We start from the raw sequence: 21435 nt of genomic DNA, 5'->3' as shown, positions 1-21435 counted from the left end.
TCACCTACTTTCGTTTGTCGAACCCGCATAATCAATAAGAACAAGTGTGATATTATCTTCTCCACCGCGATCATTTGCCAATTGAATGAGACACTGCCCTTTACCTTCAAGCTGTTCATTTAACTGTAAAATTTGTCGCATATCATCAATAGAAACTTTGTTTGATAACCCATCAGAGCAAAGAAGTAATTGATCATCTTCCTCAATCACCAACGTTTTAACATCTAACCCAACTTTTTCTTCTGTTCCTAATGCTCTTAATAACACATTCTTTTTCGGATGATACTCTGCGTCTTCCTTTGAAATTTCACCATGTTTCACAAGCTCATTTACAAGCGAATGATCTTCCGTTACTAGCGTCATTTCTCCTTCTGATACCATATAGCAACGACTATCTCCTATATGCCCTATTGTCACAAAGCTTGGTGTACAAACAGCTATTATAAGCGTTGTTCCCATACCATTACATTCTGCATTTTGCTGAGCATATTCATATATACGCTCATTAATAATCCCAACACTAGTATGTAACCATTGTTCTACTTTTTTCGGCTCATTCATATTATGTGTTTGCTTCCAATAATCATGGAATAATTGAATGGCCATCGAGCTAGCTACATCACCAGCTCGATGACCTCCCATTCCATCTGCTACTACCGCTAATACATTTCCATCTAAATTGTGAAAAACTCCTGCACTATCTTCATTATGTTGACGAACTTTTCCTTTATCCGATAGAAATACGGCTTTCATCTCGTCACCTCGTCTCTTCTTTGCGCTCCTTCGCACGCAACTGACCGCAGGCTGCATCAATATCATGACCTTGTTCACGGCGAATCGTTACATTCACTCCACGATCTTTTAACGTTTTTTCGAACAAGAAAATTTGTTCACGTGGCGTACGTACATAATCACGTTCAGGTACGTAGTTTACCGGAATCAAGTTCACATGACATTTTACACCTTTTAAGAGCGCAGCAAGCTCTTCAGCATGCTCTACTTGGTCATTTTCTCCTCCAAATAATCCATATTCAAAAGTAATACGACGCCCTGTTCTATTTACATAGTATTTAATAGCTTCCATTAAATCTGGTAATTTATAAGCACGGTTAATCGGCATTAATTTTGAACGTAATTCTGAGTTTGGAGCATGCAATGAAATCGCAAAATTAATTTGTAGATCTTCTTCAGCAAACTTATAAATTTTCGGGATAATTCCACTCGTCGAAACAGTCATATGTCTCGCACCAATATGAAGTCCTTTTTCATGGTTAATGATGCGTAAGAATCCCATTAAATTATCATAGTTATCAAATGGTTCTCCAATCCCCATAACAACAAGAGAACTTACACGTTCTTCTGTTTCATCAAGCGCACGCTGAACTTCTACTACTTGCGCTACGATTTCTCCAGCTTCTAGGTTTCGCTTTAATCCACCAAGTGTAGAAGCACAGAACGTACACCCAATACGACAACCAACTTGCGTTGTTACACAAATGGAATTTCCATATTCGTGTCGCATTAATACCGTTTCAATAGAATATCCGTCATATAATTGGAATAAGAATTTAATTGTTCCATCCGAAGACGTTTGTTTTACTAACGTTTTTAAAGTAGTAATATCAAAGGAATTCGACAATTTATCACGCAATCCTTTAGAAAGGTTTGACATATCCTCATAATTTTTTACACGTTTTTTATATAACCAATCAAAAATTTGTCCAGCACGGAACTTCGGTTCTCCTTGTTCCTTTAACCAATCTTGCATTTCATGAAGTTGTAAAGAGTAAATTGATGGTTTCTTCGTTTCTAAATTTTTCTTTTGTTTTCTTACAGTCGTTTCCATGATGCTACACCTTCTTCCTTAAACAAGCAATATAAAAGCCATCCGTCGCAAAATAATGCGGTAAAATTTGCACTTGACCTTCATCAATATACGGAGTTAATTTTTCTGGCATACGCTCTTTAAGCGTAGTATCCCATTCAAATTCAGGATGTTCTTGTAAAAATTTCTCTATTACTTGTTCATTTTCTATTTTCTCAATTGTGCACGTACTATAAACAAGACGACCGCCTTGTTTTAATAATGGTGCTATTTTTTCTAGTATTGCAATTTGAATCGTCGATAATCTTTCACTATCGCCTTTATCTTTTCCTAACTTAATATCAGGTTTACGTCTAATTACACCAAATCCAGAACACGGTGCATCTACCAATATTTTATCAAACGTTTCATTTGCAAAGTGCTCTTGCACTTTTCTAGCATCTAGCGCTTTAGTTTCGACATTTTCTAGACCAAGTCGCTCTGCTTGCTGTTTAATTAAACGTACTTTGTGTGCATGTAAATCAAGGGACATGACCTTACCAGTTCCCTTTAATCGTTCCGCGATATGCGTTGTTTTTCCGCCTGGAGCAGCACAACTATCAAGGACTGCATCTCCCGTATTCGGTTCTAAAGCGCGTGCTACAAGCATAGAACTTTCATCTTGAATAGAAAGAAATCCTTTTTTAAACGCTTCTGTATGCGCTACATTTCCTCTTTCAATCTGAATAGCATCATCTGATAAGTCACCACGTTTTGCTTCTATACCTTCACTTGCTAACAACTCAATCGCTTCTTCTACAGTTACCTTATCAACATTCACACGCGCTGTTGGTACAGGGGGTAACATGTTTACTTCGCACATTTTTTCTGCAGTTTCTAAACCATATTCTGAAGTCCACTCTTGGACAAGCCAAACTGGATGACTTGTTGTAATTGCAAGACGTTCTACTGGATCCTTGATTTCATCTACAGAAGGTACACCTTCTCTCTGAATCGAACGTAATACACCGTTCACCATACCAGCAATTCCTTTATGCCCGCGACGCTTTGCAATCTCAACCGCTTCATGAATAGCCGCTCTTTCTGGCACTCGGTCTAAATAAATCATTTGATATAAAGATAAGCGAAGCAATACTCTTACCCACGCCTCAACCTTCTTTTTTAAAAAAGGCTGTAAATAATAATCTAATGTGTCACGACGTTGAATCGTTCCATATACAATTTCAGTTAATAAACCAATATCTTTTCTATCAATTGCACTTTTTTCAATTAGATTATTTAAAAGTAAGTTGCTATATGCACCACTTTTTTCCACTTGAATTAAACCATCAAGAGCTAATTCACGAACATTTTGTCTCATGCATTTTCTCCTAACTTCGTTCCAATTTCAGGTTTTGTTCCACGTAAAAATTGTGAACAACTCATACGCTTTTTACCAGAAGGTTGCAATTCAGTAATTTTAACACCTGTTTCATTACTCGTTGCTACAACAAAACCATCTTCTTCGATTGCAACAATCGTACCTGCTTCAGCCGGTTCAGTTATAGGCACTTTTTCCCCCCACCATACTTTAACAACTTGTCCTGCTAAAGTTGTATAAGCAACTGGCCATGGATTCAATCCGCGAATGTGATTGTATACTTCTTCACCTGTTTTTGTCCAATCAATTTTCTCTTGCTCACGTTTTATATTGTACGCAAACGTTACTTCTTCTTCGTTTTGTTTAATCGGTTCTAACTTACCTTGAATTAATAAAGGCACTGTTTTAGATAGAAGGTGTGCTCCTGCTTCACTTAATTTATCAAATAATGAGCCTGTCGTTTCACGCTCTTCAATTTCAACTTCCACTTGCGTTAAGATATCACCAGCATCCAATTTTTCTACCATATACATAATTGTAATACCTGTTTTTTCTTTACCTTCCATAATTGCATAATGAATTGGTGCACCACCACGAAGTTCAGGAAGTAAAGAAGCGTGAACATTAATACACCCATACTTTGGTGCTTCTAAAATTTCATTTGGTACAATCTGCCCAAATGCAGCTGTTACAATTAAATCTGGCTCTAATGCCAATACTTTTTCATATTCATCTTTTTCACGAATTTTTAACGGCTGTAACACAGGGATACCATGTTTTTCCGCTTCAACTTTAACAGGTGTAGGTGTTAATACTTTTTTTCTACCTACTGGACGATCAGGTTGCGTCACAACACCTACTACCTCATAGCCATCTTCAATAAGACGACGAAGCACCGGCACTGAAAAGTCCGGTGTTCCCATAAACACTACTTTTATCATTTAAAAACCGCTCCTTTTAACACCTATTCTAGTTCGTTTTCTTCATAATATCTTGTCACTTTCGATGTAAATAAAACACCGTGTAAATGATCAATTTCATGTTGAATTGCACGCGCTAAAAATCCTTCCGCTTCTAATAAGAATACTTTCCCACGGCGATTTTGCGCTCTTACTTTAATATAATCGGCACGTTCTACTTCACCATAAAGTCCCGGGAAGCTTAAACAGCCTTCGGGACCTACTTGTTCACCACGTTTTTCTAATATTGATGGATTGATTAACTCGATTTTCCCAGTATCATCATCGACATCAACAACCGCTACTTGCAAGCTTACACCTACTTGAGGCGCAGCTAAACCGACTCCGTCCGCAATTAACATTGTTTCATGCATATCTTTCAACAATTTCACTAACTTTTTATCAAAGTTAATTACTCTTTCGCATGGTGTTTCTAATACTTCATTTGGATGCTTTATTATTTCTAAAACTGCCATATTTCCCTCCGCTACATTAACATTGTTGGATTAAAATCAATTGAGATTTGTAGCTCTTTTTGCATTTCTGCTTGATAATGTTCATTTACCATTTTGAGCACGTTCTTTAAGTTTGGTTCCCGTTTGTATTTTATCATGCATTGATAACGATATCTATCTTTTATCCTTGGAATCGCTGAAGCAACTGGTCCTAGCACCATTGTTTGCTGTGAGCAATGCGTTCGTAAATACGAGGCAATTTTTTCCGTCACTTGTACCGCTTTTAATAATTCTGGATGAGATACAGTTACGAGTACAACATAGTAATATGGGGGATATTGTCTTGTTCGTCTCATTTGCATTTCTTGGTCAAAAAACACATCATATTGTTGGTTCTTCGCTAACTCTATACTGTAATGTTCTGGCGTATACGTTTGAATCACAACTTCCCCTGGCAATTCATGTCTACCCGCTCGTCCACTTACTTGCGTCAATAACTGATATGTCTTTTCACTCGCCCGAAAATCAGGTAAGTGAAGCATCGTATCTGCAGTTAAAACCCCAACGAGCGTTACTTTCGGAAAATCTAATCCTTTAGCAATCATTTGTGTTCCAAGTAATATATCTGCTTTTTCTTCCCCAAACGCCTTTAATAATTTTTCATGCATTCCTTTTCGACTTGTCGTATCTACATCCATTCGAATGACTCGCGCCTCTGGAAATAGTTTTGTAATTTCTTCTTCTACCTTTTGTGTACCTGTACCAAAGAAACGAATGTATGTACTTTGACAAGCTGGACACTCAGTTGGCATATTCTCTTCGTAACTACAATAATGACATTTTAAACGATGATTCATTTTATGATATGTCAATGAAATATCACAATGCGGACATTGGACAACATACCCACAATCACGGCACATAACAAATGTAGAATGACCTCTTCTATTTAAAAAGAGTACCATTTGTTCTTTCTTTTCTAATCGATCTGCTATTTTTTCATGCAGCGCCTTAGAAAACATTGATCGATTCCCGTCACGAAGTTCTTCTCGCATGTCAACAATCTCTACCGTTGGTAAAGCTTGTTCATTCATACGTTTTTCCATTGTTAATAGTTCATAAACACCTTTTTTCGCCCTTGCAAACGATTCAAGTGTTGGTGTCGCACTACCAAGAACGATAGGACATTTATGATATTGTCCTCTCCAGACAGCTACATCTCTTGCATGATACCTCGGATTATCTTCTTGTTTGTAACTTGATTCATGCTCTTCATCAATAATAATAATCCCTAAATTCTCAAAAGGCGCAAAAACAGCTGAACGCGCACCAACTACAACTTTCACTTCTTTTCTTAAAATCTTACGCCACTCGTCATACTTTTCTCCAACAGACAACGCACTATGAAGAACTGCAACTTGCGAGCCAAACCTACCTTTAAAACGATCCACCATTTGGGGCGTTAGTGCAATTTCAGGAACAAGAACGATAGCTTCTTTTCCTTTCTTGAGCACTGCTGCTATAGATTGTAAATATACTTCTGTCTTTCCACTTCCTGTAACACCATATAGTAAAAATGGATTATAAGTTTCATTTGTAATTGATGATAAAATCGGTGTAATAACTTGTTTTTGTTCCTCCGTAAGTGGAAATGGTTTTGTTTGTTCAAAATCATCATCGTCATACGGATTTCGGTATACTTCCACATACTTTTCTGAAATGAATCCCTTTTTAACAAGTGCTTTTATTGGAGCATCTGTTATTTGTAACTCTTCTGTAATTACTTTCAACGGTGTACTTTTATAATTTTCCACAAAATAATACAGTACATCTTGTTGTTTTTTACTTTTCAGTTCAAATGCCGCTAATTCCAATTTATCTTCTGGCAACTCCGGCTGAACCACTCTTTGCTTCTTCTTTTGTACTTTATCTTTCACCTGATAAACGACTTCAACCGTACCATTTTTAATTTCTTGTTGAATAGTTCGGTATAAATGTGGCTGTTGCTCGATTACTTCAAAATCAATTGCTTCTTTATCCTGAAATAAATATAGTATTTCAGGTGCTATTTCTTCCTGTTTACAAAGTTGTAGACGTTTTTTATACGTTGCTTTTATCGCAGTTGGAAGCATCACTTGAAAAGCTGAAATCATGTAGCATAACGTTTCACTTGTAAGCCAATATCCAAGCTTTAATAATTCATCATTTAAAACCGGTGTTACATCTAATATTTCATGGATTGTCTTTAACTTCTTACTTTCTACATCCACCGAATCTTTAATCCCAATAATAAAACCTTGCAATTTTCTTGGCCCAAACGGAACTACTACACGCATTCCTGTCTGTACAATATCTTCCCATTTTTTAGGAATAATGTAATCAAATGGTCGATCTGTCTGACGGGCAGGTACATCAACAATTACACTTGCAAATTTCATAAACGATCATCTTCTAACATCATTTCAATTTGCTTCAATATTTCACGAGCTACCTCTTTTTTCATTAAAAGTGGCAACTCAATAACTTTTCCATCTTTTCTATACATTGTTACAATATTCGTATCCGTGCCAAATCCAGCTCCTTGCGCTTTTACATCATTCGCGACAATCATATCTGCATTTTTCTCACGTAGTTTTTTCGTTGCATATTCCTCTACATTTGTCGTTTCAGCAGCAAAACCGATAAGTAACTGTTTATCCTTTTTCTGACCTAATGTTTTTAAAATATCCACCGTTCTTTCAAGTTCAATGACAGCATCACCATTTTGCTTTTTCATTTTATTCTCATGCACATATTTCGGACGATAATCTGCAACTGCTGCTGTTTTAATGACAACGTCTACGTTTTGATAATGTTGAAGAACTGCTTCTAACATATCTTGTGCAGATTCCACTTGCACTGTCGTTACATGTAACGGTGGATTTAATGCTGTCGGTCCTGAAACGAGTATAACATCAACGCCTAAATTCGCTGCCACTTCCGCAATCGCATACCCCATTTTCCCAGAAGAAAAATTCGTCATAAAACGAACTGGATCAACCTTTTCACGTGTTGGGCCAGCAGTTATTAATATTCTTTTTCCCTGCAATGGTTTGTGTTCTGAGAAAGCTTCCTCTAACCGTGCAATAATTGCTTCAGGTTCTTCTAGTCGTCCCTTCGCTACATATCCACATGCTAAAAAGCCTTCCCCAGGCTCAATAAATGTATATCCTAGCGTTTTCAATGTCATCATATTTTTTTGAACTATTTTATTTTCATACATATGCACATTCATAGCAGGCGCAATCCATACCGGAGCTGTAGTAGCTAACAAAGTAGTTGTAATCATATCATCTGCAATACCACCAGCTAACTTTCCAATACAATTGGCAGTAGCAGGTGCGACAAGTACAACATCCGCCCAATCTGCTAAATCAATATGAGCAATAACAGCTGAGTCTTTCTCATCGAATGTATCCGTATATACATCATGGCGAGAAAGCGCTTGGAATGTAAGAGGCGTAACAAACTTCATTGCCGACTCACTCATCATTACTTTGACAATCGCGCCAGATTGTGTCAATTTACTCGTTAACGCAGCTGCTTTAAAAACCGCAATGCCTCCTGTTACACATAAAAGTATCTTTTTCCCTTTTAGCATATGACTCGTCCTCTTTCTTTTTCAAACTTATAATACTGAAATAGAATTCTCAGCTCGTCAGTACCGATATTTCATTCCTTTCGTAAAAAAATAACAACCTACTTGTAAATAGGTTGTTACCGTTACATAGAAAATTATAAAGTCTATGTTTTATTTTGTCGAAGGCAAAGGCTTATTCAGCTACTTTATCTTCACTTGGTACGTAGCTTAATGCTTCTGCATCGATTTCTTCTAATGCTTTACCTACACATTTATGAGAAACAGGTTTTTCTACAACACAGTTATTAGCAAGTTGCATTTCACGTGCGCGTTTTGCAGCCACTGTTACTAAAGTGTACTTAGAATCGATTTTTTGTAGTAATGAGTCAATTGATGGATTTAACATAATTATAGACCCTCCGTCATTTCTTTATAATATTTTGCTACCCTTTCGCGGCGGCAATGTTCGCCAACCACAATTGCTTTAATTCTATCACAAGCTAATTCAACTTGATCGTTTTCTACTACATAGTCGTAAGCGTCCATCATCTCGATTTCTTCTTTCGCTACAGTTAAACGATTTTCAATAACATCTTCAGTCTCTGTACCACGTCCGACAATACGGCTCTTTAGTTCAGATAAACTTGGAGGTGCTAAGAAAATAAATACACCTTCTGGGAAAGCTTTCTTAACTTGAATTGCTCCTTGCACTTCAATTTCTAAGAATACATCTTTTCCTTCTTGTAATGTTTTTTCAACATAGTCAATCGGTGTTCCGTAATAATTACCTACGAACTCAGCCCACTCAAGTAATTTTTCATTACGAATCATTTCCTCGAATTCTTCTCTTTCTTTAAAGAAATAATCCACACCATCTACTTCACCTTCACGCGGCTTACGTGTCGTTACTGAAATAGAGTACTGAAAACGTGTATCCTCATGGCTAAACAGCTCTTTACGAACCGTCCCTTTTCCAACCCCAGAAGGCCCTGAAAGAACGATGAGCAATCCTCTTCTACTTCTCATAAATATGTAAAACCTACCCTTCCTCACTTAAATCTTCTTTATTATTCAAACGATGTGCAATCGTCTCTGGTTGAATTGGACTTAATACAACATGCCCATCATCCATAACAATAACCGCCCTTGTTTTTCTCCCATACGTAGCATCAAGCAAAGCATTATGTTCGCGTGCTTCTTGTACTGTTCGTTTAATAGGAGCTGACTCCGGACTTACAATAGCAATAATTCGATGAGCAGATACAATATTTCCGTATCCAATATTTAAAAACCGCATGGCCATAGTTTGCGCCTCCTAGTAAGTCTATCCGATTTCTCCACCACGTATAACTTTATATATTTTTTGAAAGCTACTCAATATTTTGTACTTGTTCACGAATTTTTTCAAGGTTATTTTTCATTTCTACAACATATTTTGAAATTGTTAAGTCATTTGCCTTAGAACCAATCGTATTAATTTCTCTATGCATCTCTTGCACGATGAAATCCATTTTCCTTCCAACAGGCTCTTCAATCTGCAATGTTTCACGAAATTGCTCTAAATGACTTTGCAAACGAACTAACTCTTCATGAATATCACAACGCTCTGCAAAGATTGCGACTTCTGTTAGCAATCTTTGTTCATCTAGATCTTGATTATGTAATTCTTTTAAGCGATTTTCTAATCGTTCACGATATTTTTGTGTAACAATTGGTGCATGTGGAATAATCGCATTTACACAATTGCTAATCTCTTGTAAACGATACGCTATATCTTTATGTAATCGTTCTCCTTCGCCATCTCTCATCGTTTTCAACATATGAGCAGCTTGACGAACAGCCTCATATAAACTGTTCTCAAAATGTTCATTTACATTTTCTATTTCTTCAATTGCTGTTACTTCTGGCATTGCCATTAATTGTTCGAGTGTAATAGAATCTTGTAATTGAAATTTCCCTTTTATATCTTCCATCATCGATTGGTACTGCTCAAGAAGTGACCAATTCACACTTAATTTTCTTTCAACAAGTCCTTCACCTGCTATACTAATAGACACTTCGATGCGCCCACGTCGAACTTGCTGTGCAATTATTTTACGAATTTTGTCCTCAAATACCATCATTTGCTTAGGAAGTCGAATACTCATCTCTAAAAAACGGTGGTTCACCGATTTCATTTCTACTGTAATTTGAAAAGTATCACTTTCTACTTTCGATCTTCCAAACCCTGTCATACTAGAAATCATTTTTATCACATCCAAGCCATAAAATAACTCAATGAAAAAGGTAATAGAGACAAGGCTCTACTACCTTCTGTAAATTATATCACATTTTCATAACATTGACTATTTCAAGTTTAATCCCTTCTTATATAACATCGGCTTTTTCTTCTTAGCCTTTTTCCCTGTTAATAAAGAACCTACTAGTAAGAAAGTCGGAATTGATGACAAACCTCCAATTAATAACCAATCTCTTGCTTGTATCGGCATTGTGCTAAAGATCGGTTGTAACGGTGGATAATATATAACCACTAGCATAAGTAGTAACGAAATAATAACCGCCACTACTAAATACACGTTCCCAAATGGATTACGGTGAAAGACAGAATGCTCACTACGACAATCAAATACATGAATAAGCTGTGCAAGTACCAACGTCGCGAACGCTACAGTTTGTGCATATTTCAGTTCATTTGGATGTTGGTTATACGCAATAATAAACGCCACTAACGTCACTGCTCCAATTAAAAACCCTCGACTTATTATTTTCCACGCAAGCCCTCTAGCGAATACCCCTTCTTTCGGGTGACGCGGTGTTCTCTTCATCACATCTCCTTCAGCCTTATCCAAACCTAATGCCATCGCTGGTAAACCATCAGTAACTAAGTTCACCCATAAAATTTGAATAGGAACCATCGGCAGTGGTAATGCAAGTAACATCGCAAATAACATAACTAAAATTTCTCCAACATTTGACGCCAATAAGTAGCGAATGAACTTACGTATGTTCTCGTATATATTTCTTCCTTCTTTAATCGCTGACTTAATTGTAGCAAAATTATCATCTAGTAAAACAAGTGAAGAGGCTTCTTTTGCAACATCTGTCCCTGTAATCCCCATCGCTATCCCAATATCCGCTGTTTTTATAGCTGGAGCATCGTTCACTCCATCACCTGTCATCGCTACTATATGTCCTTGATTTTGCAATGCTTTAACAATTTTCAATTTATGCTCAGGTGATACACGAGCGAATACATACGTATCTTCTACAACATTTTCTAATTCCTCCACATCCATATTCGCGAGTTCTACTCCTTCAACAACGCGTCCATCTGGTGGTAAAACTCCTAATTGTTCAGCAATCGCCATTGCTGTCACTTTATGATCACCTGTAATCATTACTGTTCGAATACCAGCTTCTTTACACTCTTTTACCGCCTGCGCGACTTCTGGCCTTGGCGGGTCAATCATACCTTGTATCCCAACCAACATAAAATCTTTTTCAACGTCTCTTTCATGTTCAATAGAATCCGTGACTTTTAAAGGTTTAAACGCAACTGCAATTGTTCGAAGCGCTTGACTACCTAAGCTATGAATAGCCGCCTGTACTTCTTTTCTATATAGCTCACTTAACGGCTGCTGCTTATCCCCCCATAAGATTGTTTGACTCATTTGCAAAAGAACATCCGGTGCTCCTTTCGTAACAATAAACTTTTTCCCCTCTCGATCTCGTACAATAACACTCATCATTTTTCGAGTTGAATCAAATGGAAATTCACGAATAATTTCAAATTTCCCTTTCAATGCCTCACGTGTTATCCCAGCTTTCATTGCTGCAGCTACAAGCGCTCCCTCTGTTGGATCCCCATCTAATACGTACGCCTTTTTCTTTTGAATAATATTTGCATTGTTACATAGTGAACCAAATGTAAGTAGCTGATAAAGTGATTTTGTCTTAGCTGGATTCACTTCTTTTTCACCTTTCATAAAAGAGCCATTAGGTTCATATCCTTGCCCTGTCACTTTCCACAATTCTCCGCCTGACCACATATGTGTTACCATCATTTTGTTTTGTGTCATTGTTCCCGTTTTATCAGAGCATATAACAGAAGCGCAGCCTAACGTTTCTACGGCCGGTAACTTCCTTACAATTGCTCTCTTTTTTATCATACGCTGTACACCAAGTGATAAAGCTACTGTAACAATTGCTGGCAATCCTTCTGGAATAGCCGCAACAGCTAGCGATACGCCAGCTAAAAACATATGATATACTTCATTCCCTTGATACACACCAGCCAATACAACGAGCGCTGTCAAAATAAGAGCTACAATAATTAATATTTTTCCGAGCTGTTCTAACCTTCTTTGCAGTGGCGTTTCCATTTGCTCTGCATTTTGCAACATATTTGCAATTTGCCCCATCGCTGTATTCATACCAGTTGCTACAACGACTCCTGTACCAGATCCTCGCGTAATCATTGTCCCCATAAAAGCCATATTTTTTTGATCCCCAATTGCAACATCTTGCCCTTGCAGTGCTTCTACCTTCTTTTGTACAGGTACGGACTCCCCTGTCAAAGCAGACTCTTCAATATATAAACTTGATGCCTCAACAAGACGCACATCAGCCCCAATACGATCACCACTGGAAAACTTAATAATATCACCTAAAACAAGTGCTTTAGATGGTGCTTTTACCCACTTTCCATTCCGCATTACAGTAACTTGCGGGGCAGCTAGTTCCTTTAAAGCTTCCAATGATTTTTCAGCTTTTCTTTCTTGAAAAAAGCCGAGAATACCATTGATAATAACAATGGCAACAATAGCAATAGAATCAATGTATTCACCTAAAAACGCAGAAACAATTGTTGCTCCAAACAAAACGAGTACCATGAAATCTTTAAACTGTGCTAAAAATACCATTAGTGCAGAAGGCCTTTTTGCTTCTTCTAATTCATTAGTACCAAATTTCTTTACTCGCCCTTCTGCTTCTTTCTCTGTAAGTCCAACCTTTACATTCGTATTCGTTCTTTCTTCCACTTCATGTGCTCGCATTCCATACCAGTTCATCCTGCTATCGACCTCCTGATTCCAGACATACTCTATTGAAAGCTTATTCAGCCTCGTCCAAAAAAATGCTATAATTAACATTTAGTTAGAAAGGAGTGTTCATTTATGGCATTCGATGGATTATTTACAAGAGCGATTACACATGAAATTGAAAATTCTCTTTACACAGGAAGAATTTCCAAAATATATCAACCTTCAAAATACGAGATTTTATTACATATTCGAGCGAATGGAAAGAACCAAAAACTAATTCTTTCATCTCATCCTACATATGCGCGTATGCACTTAACGAATCAAAACTACGATTCGCCAGCAATACCGCCGATGTTCTGTATGCTTCTTCGCAAACATTTAGAAGGTGGATTTATTGAAAAAATTGAACAAATCGACTTAGAACGCATTATTCAAATTACAGTTCGCAGTCGTAATGAAATCGGAGACGAATCATTAAAAACATTAGTAATTGAAATAATGGGACGACATAGTAACATTATCTTATTAGATACGAAAACAAACGTGATTTTAGATAGCTTAAAACACGTTTCATTAGCCGTAAACCGTCACCGAACTGTATATGCTGGTGCTGAGTACGTCGCGCCACCAGCCCAACATAAAATCAATCCTCTGCAAATTGAAACCGCAGATGATTTTATTAGACCGCTAGACTTTCTATCTGGAAATATGGATAAACAACTCGTCGGTGCTTTCATGGGAATATCCCCATTATTTGCAAAAGAAGTAGTAAAGAAAGCCGGTATGGTAAACGAGAAAGCATTATCAGAAGCATTTTTCTCTATACAAACACCATTACTATCTCATGCATATACACCTACAATGATTACTGCAAATGGAAAAGAATTCTTTTATCTTTTCCCTCTTACACACTTGCAAGGAGAAGAAAAAACATTCTCATCAGTAAGCGAATTGTTAGATCGTTTCTTCTTTGGCAAAGCAGAACGTGATCGTGTAAAACAACAAGCTCATGATTTAGAACGCTTTATGCAAAACGAAAAAAATAAAAACGAGAAAAAACTCATTAAACTCGAAAAAACACTGCAAGATGCTGGAAAAGCAGATAAATATCAACTATTTGGAGAGCTACTTACAGCCAATATGTACGCTTTAAAAAAAGGCGATAAAGATATTGAGGTCGTTAATTATTACGATGAGGATGGTGGAACTGTAAAAATCACATTAGATCCTTTAAAAACACCATCTGAAAATGCACAACGCTATTTCCAAAAGTATCAAAAAGCAAAAAATTCGGTTGCTGTTGTAGAAGAACAAATCGAAAAAACAAATGAAGAAATTCTTTATTTTGATAGCTTACTTCAACAAATGGAAGCTGCTTCTTCAAAAGATATTGAAGAAATTCGTGAGGAATTAGCTGAAGAAGGTTATGTGCGCAATCGCAAAACGAAAAACGCAAAGAAAAAGCCTACTAAACCAGTATTAGATAAATATGTAGCAAGTGATGGCACAGAGATTTTCGTTGGTAAAAACAATAAACAAAATGATTATTTAACAACGAAGTTTGCCCGCCGTGATGAAATTTGGTTACATACGAAAGACATACCTGGCTCTCACGTTGTCATTCGTTCTTTAGAGCCTGCTGAAGAAACTTTACTAGAAGCTGCCAAAATTGCTGCCTATTACAGTAAAGCGAAAGAGTCTAGCTCTGTACCTGTTGATTTCACCAAAATACGCCATGTCAAAAAACCGAGTGGTGCAAAACTTGGTTTTGTTACGTACGACAATCAGCAAACCGTATATGTAACACCAGATGCTGATATTGTAATGAAATTAAAAGCGTAAATACAAAAATGCGTTGCTTATAAGCAACGCATTTTTTATATTCGTTCACACTAGTTCATATACCCATTTACTAATTCATAACATCTTGCTTTTGTCATCTTATATTTCTCTTCTGAAGCTTCTATACGCCTCATCGTTCCGTTATTTGTATCAGTACCAATTGCTTTAACTTTACTTTCTTTTTCTTTAACCCACGCAATTTGTTTCGTTTTTAACGACTGAAACGCATCAGGTGACATCGTACTTTTTAATGTACTGTAAATTTCATTTAGTTTATTATCCCACAGTTCATAATTTCCTTCTATTTCATTTACTATATCATTGGTTGACATAGCATTCGTATGTTTTTCTTGTTTATCTATAGCAGCTAATTCACTTAAAACATTTGCTCTATCTATCTTTGAAGAAGATTCTTTTTGCGATTGTTTCTCTTCTTTTGAGCCTGTATACGCACTCGAATCCTTTCTCTGTACTTGTTCTGTTTCTTGAATATTTCTTTCTTTCGTTACCTTTTCATACCTATTTTTATCTACATTGTATGAAATAAGAGATGTTTTCGCATTTACAGTAATTAATCCGTTACTATCTTTGAATATGTATTTCTTATCGCCACTATTTTCTTCACTTACAAATGACACATTCTTATCGTCTGGCATTTTTAAAATTCTATTTGCTTCTTCTTTTGTAAGTTTTAAATCTTCAGGAAAAACGAATGACCATTTATCCATTAACCATCCCCCTTCTTTATACACCAAATGAAATTCCCAATCTTGGGCCGCATGACCTATTTCATCTTCTAAACTTAATGTATGTACCGTTAAATTTTCTTTATCTTGTGAAGAAGAAAATCTTATTTCAGTTTGAAAATAATTTGGGAATGGTAACATATCAGTCTCTCTCGATCTATTAAAGTTAGCAAGCAATTCAGGAAGCTGATTCTCTACAAACTTTTCTGAAACCAATCCTTTAACTCCTTTTTTAGCTGTCTCTAAATCCCCAGGATTATTTCGGCTCCATCCATTTTCTTTTTCCATCTCACTAAACGCATTTGCTATTCCATCTACACTCTTTCTTACAATCTTTTTCGCTTCTTTTTCTGTCACTTCTGGCGCTTCATCAAGCTGTTCAATCGTTTCATTTACTTGAACTTTGTGTTCACTTGTTTCACACCCCGTTATAACAAGCATACTAGCGGCCAAACAAAATGACATTACTTTACTTAATTTCTTCATACACTCACATTCCTTAACCCAGTTTTTTTCGTTACATCTCTTTACCTATAAAAAACGTAACAATCCCTTATTATACCAATTAAATTAATCCATTTATACAAAAAATATAATATTTAAATTAAAAAGATTTTCGTTTGCGAGTTTATATTATTGTTCAGTCACATAAAAACTTACTGTAAAAATTTTATATATATTTATTTTACATTCGTCTAGTTTTTTTGACACACAGCTACCCTCTTCTCTTTTATTCTAAATAAATATACTGGCACAATTCTTGCTTTATTAATGTAAAAAGGAGGAATTAAAATGAATGTAAGAATAACTAACATCCAAAAACAACTACATAATTACGGAATCGACGGGTTACTTATTACAAAAAAAGAAAACCGTCAATACGCAACAAACTTTACAGGTAGCGCAGGCGTTGTCTTAATCGCTGCGCATAAAGCTATTTTCATTACTGATTTCCGTTACGTAGATCAAGCAAAAACGGAAATAAAAGCAGCAGAAATTATTATGCATAAAGGAAATTTAGAAGAAGAAGTTGCAAATCAAGTATCAAAATTAAAAATTCAAAAACTTGGTATAGAAGACAATAATATGACTTTGCAACAATTTAAGAAACTACAAAAATATATACATACAGAAATGGTTCCAGTGTGTGAGATTATTGAAGATATTCGACTTATTAAAGACACATCTGAAATAGAAACAATGAAAATCGCAGCTACGATCGCTGACGAAGCATTTCACCATATTGTTACATTTCTAAAGCCTGGAATAAGCGAGACTGACGTTCGAGATGAGTTAGAATTTTTCATGCGAAAAAAAGGGGCCACATCTTCTTCATTCCAAATCATTGTAGCCTCAGGCGTTCGTTCTTCACTTCCCCATGGAGTTGCATCAAATAAAATAATCGAACGAGGCGATATCGTTACATTAGACTTCGGTGCACTTTACGACGGATATTGTTCCGATATAACACGTACCGTAGCAATCGGGGAACCATCGGAAGAATTCCAAAAAATATACAATGTTGTACGAGAAGCGTTAAAGCGTGGGACTGAAGCAATTAAGCCTGGAGAAACTGCGAAAAGTATCGATGATATAACGAGGAATTACATTACAGAACATGGATACGGTCAATACTTTGGCCACTCTACCGGGCACGGTCTTGGGTTAGAAATACATGAACCACTTCGCTTATCCCAAGAAAGCAAGGCAACTTTACAAGAAGGTATGGTTGTTACAGTTGAGCCGGGCATTTACATACCGAACTGGGGCGGTTGTAGAATCGAAGATGATATTGTCATCACCAAAGATGGTTATGACGTTATTACAAAATCAAATAGAGAACTAATTATAATCCCTTGTTAATATTATGAAGGTTTAAACAAAACTTTTTTTGCACATAGAATTCCTTCTCTGGAGTATTCATTTAAAGAGGGGGAATTTTAATTGAATTTTGTAATTGATAAATTGGAGGGTTTACATGTAGAATTTTCAAAGCTTGTTTCCATGATGAATTACGCTCGCTATACAACAATGCAAGCAGTGGAAAGTTTAACAATTGAAGAACTTGATTATTTATATGATAAGGAAGCAAATTCAATTGGCATGTTATTGTATCATATGGCTGCTATTGAATTTTACTACCAAATTCATACTTTTGAAGACCGTGAACCAACGGAGGCTGAATTAGAACGCTGGTTACCTGGCATTGAATTAGGCGATCTTGGGCGTGAAAAAATAAAAGGAAACGCTATAGAATTTTATATAAATACATTACAAGAAGTACGTTCCAAAACAATCGAGACTTTTCAATCGTTACCTGATGAATGGTTATTTAAAACGACAGACTTTTGGTATGACAAACCAGCAAATAACTATTTTAAGTGGTTTCACGTTTTTGAAGATGAAATCAATCATCGTGGACAAATTCGTTTAATTAAAAAGATGCAAAAAGCTCATGCAGTAAAATGAGGAAATGCCACCGAATAAGGTGGCATTTTCTTTTATTCATTAATGAATAGCTTTTCGTTTACTATTTTAGCGACTACCACTACCAACATTAAAATGCATATTAAATATAGCATTTTCGCAATAAACAACCACCCTTGAAACATTACAATTCCATCTATTATCTCATTTCCTTTCCATAACAAAAACGGAATTGTGCTGATTATAATGACAAATTCGATGCTGAAAACCATTTTCTTTTTTCGACTATATGCTTTCCATTCATTCCAGCGATACATAGGAGCAAAAATCAATACTCCTATACATAATATAACTGGTACCCATTCACTGTTAAGAAATTGTCCTGAAATAATTGATAATAGTAAACAAACTAGCACACCATAATATCCTATTTTTTCTCTCATTCGTACTCCCCCATTCTACTTCTCCTTTAATATGTAACTTGCTATACTTATAACAATTCTTAGAAAAATAACAACTATAATTACAAGATAAAGAACGTTTGCAGAAGACATCCATTCTTGAAAAATAGACATTTTCTCCATTTGTTTCTGACCCTCTATTAAAATAACCCCTGCGAACAATGAGCAAACAACGATGATACCTATCATAATTCCGATACTTTTTACTGTATTGTTTCATACCATCCCAGTTATATAAAAGTATAAATACAAACCCGAAAACAGGTATAATACTTATCCATTCATTGTTTGTAAATAGCTTTAAAATGATTAATAGACTACAAGATATGATAAATCCCAAAAATCCAATTTTTTTGTGCATAAGTCCTCCTCGAATTCCATTTTTAGGATTAATTGTATTGTAACATCCATTTTTTATCCTTACCATTGCAGTACATGAAATTTTACCTTTTTTCTGTTTCTTATACTCACATACTTTCCCTACTTTCATACAATAAACTACACGATTGCCTAAGGATGTGAATGTTATGGGAGTTGAATTAACGCTATTACACGCTCTCTATGTTATTTGTTTACTCACTATTATTACCTTTTTTATTCTCCGGAAAGATACTACAATTATTTGTATCGTTTTTATCTTTTTATTAGCATTAACTGCTACAAGTTCTATCCCTCTTGCCGTTAGCGGCATTTTTCAAAGTTTTATTTACGCCATTACTGAGCTATTACCAACTATATTAATCATTTCTATTATTGTATCCATGAGCAATTTACTCGTTCATACCGGTATAAATGATACAATGATTTCACCATTTACAAAGATGATCCGTACCCCTACCCTCGCCTACTGGATTATTGGCCTTTTGATGATGACAATTTCTTTCTTCTTTTGGCCTTCTCCCGCTGTCGCCTTAATGGGAGCTATTTTATTACCGGTTGCTGTACGCGTCGGTCTCCCCCCAATTGGAGTAGCAATTGCTATGAACTTATTCGGTCATGGGATTGCTTTATCCGGCGACTTCGTTATACAAGGCGCACCAAAATTAACCGCAGACGCTGCTGGTCTCCCTGTTTCCAGCGTCGTATCTGCAAGTGTTCCACTCGTTATCGTTATGGGAGTTGTGACAACTTCCGTCGCTTTTTTCTTCTTACGAAAAGAGTTTCATACAGGCTTAGCTATACAAGAATCTATTCTATCAACTGAGTCTTCTAAAACGCTCACTTCATTATCTCCTCGTACAAAGAAATGGCTCGCTATTTGTATCCCTATCGTATATATCATTGATATCCTTTGCATGATTCAATTTCAACTACAAGGAAGCGACGCAACTGCACTTATCGGCGGAACAACTGTTATTATGATTATCATCATTTCTCTCATCGCCTACAAAGGTAATGGACTGAATAAAACGACCGATTATTTCATAGAAGGGCTCCAATTTGGCTTTAAAATTTTCGGACCAGTTATTCCTATCGCTGCACTCTTTTATTTAGGAGATAGTGGCTTTGTGAAAATTATCGGAGACTATTTACCGAAAGGTTCACACGGAATCATTAACGACTTAGGCATCGCTTTATCTCAAACTGTTCCTTTAAATCAATATGTATCGGCAGGGACATTAACCATCGTGGGTGTCATTACCGGCTTAGATGGATCAGGTTTTTCAGGTATATCACTTGCTGGTTCCATTGCCAATCTTTTTGGAACAGCACTTGGCCATGGAACAGCTACATTAACAGCACTCGGGCAAATTGCAGCTATATGGACCGGGGGCGGGACGTTAATTCCTTGGGCACTTATTCCTGCTGCTGCGATTTGTAAAGTCGATCCATTTGAACTTGCACGCCGAAACTTTTTACCGGTTGTTATCGGTTTAATTGTCACCACGATCGTTGCGATGTTTATCCTATAACGTAAGCAAGTGTTCTCTTGCTTACGTTTTTTGCTTGTAAAATTCATCATGAATTATAAGTTTTCAAGAGGGATTCGTTATTACTTAGCGAAATTATATTAGGAGAGTAATTATTTCAAAACGTTTACGAGAAACAGATTACTGCAATTAGAAAAGGGGACATACCTATGAATGAATTGATTTTCGTCTTATTAATTTGTCCATTATTTATCTTTATCGTATCTGTTATTGGAACACGCAAAACGAAAACGTATTACGTAATGCCGATTGTAACGTTTGCTAGTTTTTTAATAATAGGTGTTATCGCCTTTACTCCAAAATTTTTCTTTTGGGTTGGCATGTACAGTATCTTCTCGTTTATCGTTTCTTATATGACGCTATTGTTTGTGAAAGGATATGAGGTTGCTGAAAACGCTAAATAGTTGTTAGCAAGGAGACAGCAATATGATTTTCTTTGATATTGATGGAACTTTACTTGATTATGAGGCTGCTGAAAGAAATGGTATTATAGATTTTTTTCAAATATATATTTACTTCTAGTGAACTTGGTATATCGAAACCAGATCCTGAAATTTTTCACAGAACCGTATTACAATCGAACCTTGAAATGAAAGATTGCTATTATATTGGCGATCGATTAGAGACTGATGCGATTAGTAGTACAGCAGCTGGGATGCAAGGGATATGGTTAAATCGAGATAACTCACAACTCAAGTACGATATTCCTACTATCTGTTCTTTACATGAAGTTTTAACAATAATATAAAAAACGACCGCGTTCCCCCG

At 36.2% G+C, this 21435-nt stretch carries 19 protein-coding genes and 2 pseudogenes; 6 read left to right on the top strand and 15 right to left on the bottom strand.

Annotated features, from left to right (window positions below):
* The 12 genes from ACS2QP_RS02720 to ACS2QP_RS02665 all read right to left on the bottom strand — a co-directional run bounded on the left by ACS2QP_RS02720 (position 1) and on the right by ACS2QP_RS02665 (position 13287).
* Positions 1 to 753, bottom strand: coding sequence for a Stp1/IreP family PP2C-type Ser/Thr phosphatase (locus ACS2QP_RS02720; RefSeq protein WP_000648703.1), 753 nt, complete (start codon positions 751 to 753; stop codon positions 1 to 3).
* Positions 754 to 757: 4 nt separating this feature from the next.
* Complete coding sequence (gene rlmN / locus ACS2QP_RS02715; protein ID WP_000450540.1) at positions 758 to 1846, bottom strand: 23S rRNA (adenine(2503)-C(2))-methyltransferase RlmN; 1089 nt, start codon at positions 1844 to 1846, stop codon at positions 758 to 760.
* 4 nt (positions 1847 to 1850) lie between these two features.
* Positions 1851 to 3185 carry a 16S rRNA (cytosine(967)-C(5))-methyltransferase RsmB gene (rsmB, locus tag ACS2QP_RS02710; RefSeq protein ID WP_001249666.1) on the bottom strand — a complete coding sequence of 445 codons (1335 nt, stop codon included), beginning with the start codon at positions 3183 to 3185 and terminating at the stop codon, positions 1851 to 1853.
* The gene (fmt, locus tag ACS2QP_RS02705; RefSeq protein WP_000598804.1) at positions 3182 to 4126 is read right to left on the bottom strand and encodes a methionyl-tRNA formyltransferase; all 945 of its coding nucleotides are present in this window, start codon (positions 4124 to 4126) and stop codon (positions 3182 to 3184) included. Before fmt ends, rsmB begins: the two co-directional genes overlap by 4 nt.
* A gap of 23 nt (positions 4127 to 4149) precedes the next feature.
* A complete protein-coding gene (def, locus tag ACS2QP_RS02700) occupies positions 4150 to 4620 on the bottom strand; it encodes a peptide deformylase (RefSeq protein ID WP_000279455.1) in 471 nt (156 codons plus the stop codon).
* Between the two features lie 11 nt (positions 4621 to 4631).
* Positions 4632 to 7037 (bottom strand): primosomal protein N', encoded by a 2406-nt coding sequence (gene priA, locus ACS2QP_RS02695; protein ID WP_000666720.1) that lies wholly within the window; start codon positions 7035 to 7037, stop codon positions 4632 to 4634.
* Positions 7034 to 8239 carry a bifunctional phosphopantothenoylcysteine decarboxylase/phosphopantothenate--cysteine ligase CoaBC gene (gene coaBC / locus ACS2QP_RS02690; RefSeq protein WP_336455867.1) on the bottom strand — a complete coding sequence of 402 codons (1206 nt, stop codon included), beginning with the start codon at positions 8237 to 8239 and terminating at the stop codon, positions 7034 to 7036. Before coaBC ends, priA begins: the two co-directional genes overlap by 4 nt.
* A 172-nt stretch (positions 8240 to 8411) precedes the next feature.
* The gene (gene rpoZ, locus ACS2QP_RS02685) at positions 8412 to 8624 is read right to left on the bottom strand and encodes a DNA-directed RNA polymerase subunit omega (protein WP_000933960.1); all 213 of its coding nucleotides are present in this window, start codon (positions 8622 to 8624) and stop codon (positions 8412 to 8414) included.
* A gap of 2 nt (positions 8625 to 8626) precedes the next feature.
* Positions 8627 to 9244 carry a guanylate kinase gene (gene gmk / locus ACS2QP_RS02680; RefSeq protein WP_001257741.1) on the bottom strand — a complete coding sequence of 206 codons (618 nt, stop codon included), beginning with the start codon at positions 9242 to 9244 and terminating at the stop codon, positions 8627 to 8629.
* A 13-nt stretch (positions 9245 to 9257) separates the two neighbouring features.
* Positions 9258 to 9521, bottom strand: coding sequence for an extracellular matrix/biofilm regulator RemA (gene remA, locus ACS2QP_RS02675; protein ID WP_001251456.1), 264 nt, complete (start codon positions 9519 to 9521; stop codon positions 9258 to 9260).
* Between the two features lie 67 nt (positions 9522 to 9588).
* Complete coding sequence (locus ACS2QP_RS02670; protein ID WP_000625866.1) at positions 9589 to 10464, bottom strand: YicC/YloC family endoribonuclease; 876 nt, start codon at positions 10462 to 10464, stop codon at positions 9589 to 9591.
* 99 nt (positions 10465 to 10563) lie between these two features.
* Positions 10564 to 13287, bottom strand: coding sequence for a calcium-translocating P-type ATPase, SERCA-type (locus ACS2QP_RS02665; RefSeq protein ID WP_438882116.1), 2724 nt, complete (start codon positions 13285 to 13287; stop codon positions 10564 to 10566).
* 105 nt (positions 13288 to 13392) lie between these two features.
* Here ACS2QP_RS02665 and ACS2QP_RS02660 point away from each other — a divergent pair, with 105 nt between their 5' ends.
* Positions 13393 to 15102: an Rqc2 family fibronectin-binding protein gene (locus ACS2QP_RS02660; protein WP_000863284.1), complete on the top strand. Its 1710-nt coding sequence runs from the start codon at positions 13393 to 13395 to the stop codon at positions 15100 to 15102.
* A 50-nt stretch (positions 15103 to 15152) separates the two neighbouring features.
* On the opposite strand, the gene ACS2QP_RS02655 is transcribed toward ACS2QP_RS02660, so the two are convergent.
* Positions 15153 to 16334 (bottom strand): lysozyme inhibitor LprI family protein, encoded by a 1182-nt coding sequence (locus ACS2QP_RS02655; RefSeq protein ID WP_000736521.1) that lies wholly within the window; start codon positions 16332 to 16334, stop codon positions 15153 to 15155.
* A gap of 306 nt (positions 16335 to 16640) precedes the next feature.
* Here ACS2QP_RS02655 and ACS2QP_RS02650 point away from each other — a divergent pair, with 306 nt between their 5' ends.
* Together ACS2QP_RS02650 and ACS2QP_RS02645 are read left to right on the top strand one after the other, a co-directional pair.
* Complete coding sequence (locus tag ACS2QP_RS02650) at positions 16641 to 17711, top strand: M24 family metallopeptidase (RefSeq protein ID WP_025689245.1); 1071 nt, start codon at positions 16641 to 16643, stop codon at positions 17709 to 17711.
* A gap of 81 nt (positions 17712 to 17792) precedes the next feature.
* A complete protein-coding gene (locus ACS2QP_RS02645) occupies positions 17793 to 18317 on the top strand; it encodes a DinB family protein (protein ID WP_001012056.1) in 525 nt (174 codons plus the stop codon).
* 32 nt (positions 18318 to 18349) lie between these two features.
* Here the strand turns inward: ACS2QP_RS02645 and ACS2QP_RS02640 are convergent, their stop codons facing one another.
* Together ACS2QP_RS02640 and ACS2QP_RS02635 are read right to left on the bottom strand one after the other, a co-directional pair.
* On the bottom strand, positions 18350 to 18718 hold the full coding sequence (locus tag ACS2QP_RS02640; RefSeq protein ID WP_326263654.1) for a YoqO family protein: 369 nt from the start codon (positions 18716 to 18718) through the stop codon (positions 18350 to 18352).
* Between the two features lie 15 nt (positions 18719 to 18733).
* Positions 18734 to 19097 (bottom strand): annotated as a pseudogene (locus tag ACS2QP_RS02635) (YoqO family protein).
* A 166-nt stretch (positions 19098 to 19263) separates the two neighbouring features.
* Here ACS2QP_RS02635 and ACS2QP_RS02630 point away from each other — a divergent pair.
* From ACS2QP_RS02630 to ACS2QP_RS02620, 3 genes and pseudogenes are all read left to right on the top strand, one after another.
* On the top strand, positions 19264 to 20649 hold the full coding sequence (locus ACS2QP_RS02630) for a membrane protein (RefSeq protein ID WP_000537906.1): 1386 nt from the start codon (positions 19264 to 19266) through the stop codon (positions 20647 to 20649).
* Between the two features lie 167 nt (positions 20650 to 20816).
* Entirely contained in the window at positions 20817 to 21071 is a 255-nt protein-coding gene (locus ACS2QP_RS02625; RefSeq protein WP_001003915.1) for a YbeF family protein, read from the top strand.
* 92 nt (positions 21072 to 21163) lie between these two features.
* A pseudogene (locus ACS2QP_RS02620) lies at positions 21164 to 21415 on the top strand (HAD family hydrolase); the annotation flags it as partial.
* Between the last annotated feature and the right edge of the window lie 20 nt (positions 21416 to 21435).

Source organism: Bacillus cereus group sp. Bce019 (assembly GCF_051781745.1).
In the GTDB taxonomy this organism is placed as follows: Bacteria; Bacillota; Bacilli; order Bacillales; family Bacillaceae_G; genus Bacillus_A; species Bacillus_A cereus.
The sequence above is the reverse complement of the archived record's forward strand: the minus strand, read 5'-3'. Positions and strand labels throughout refer to the sequence as shown.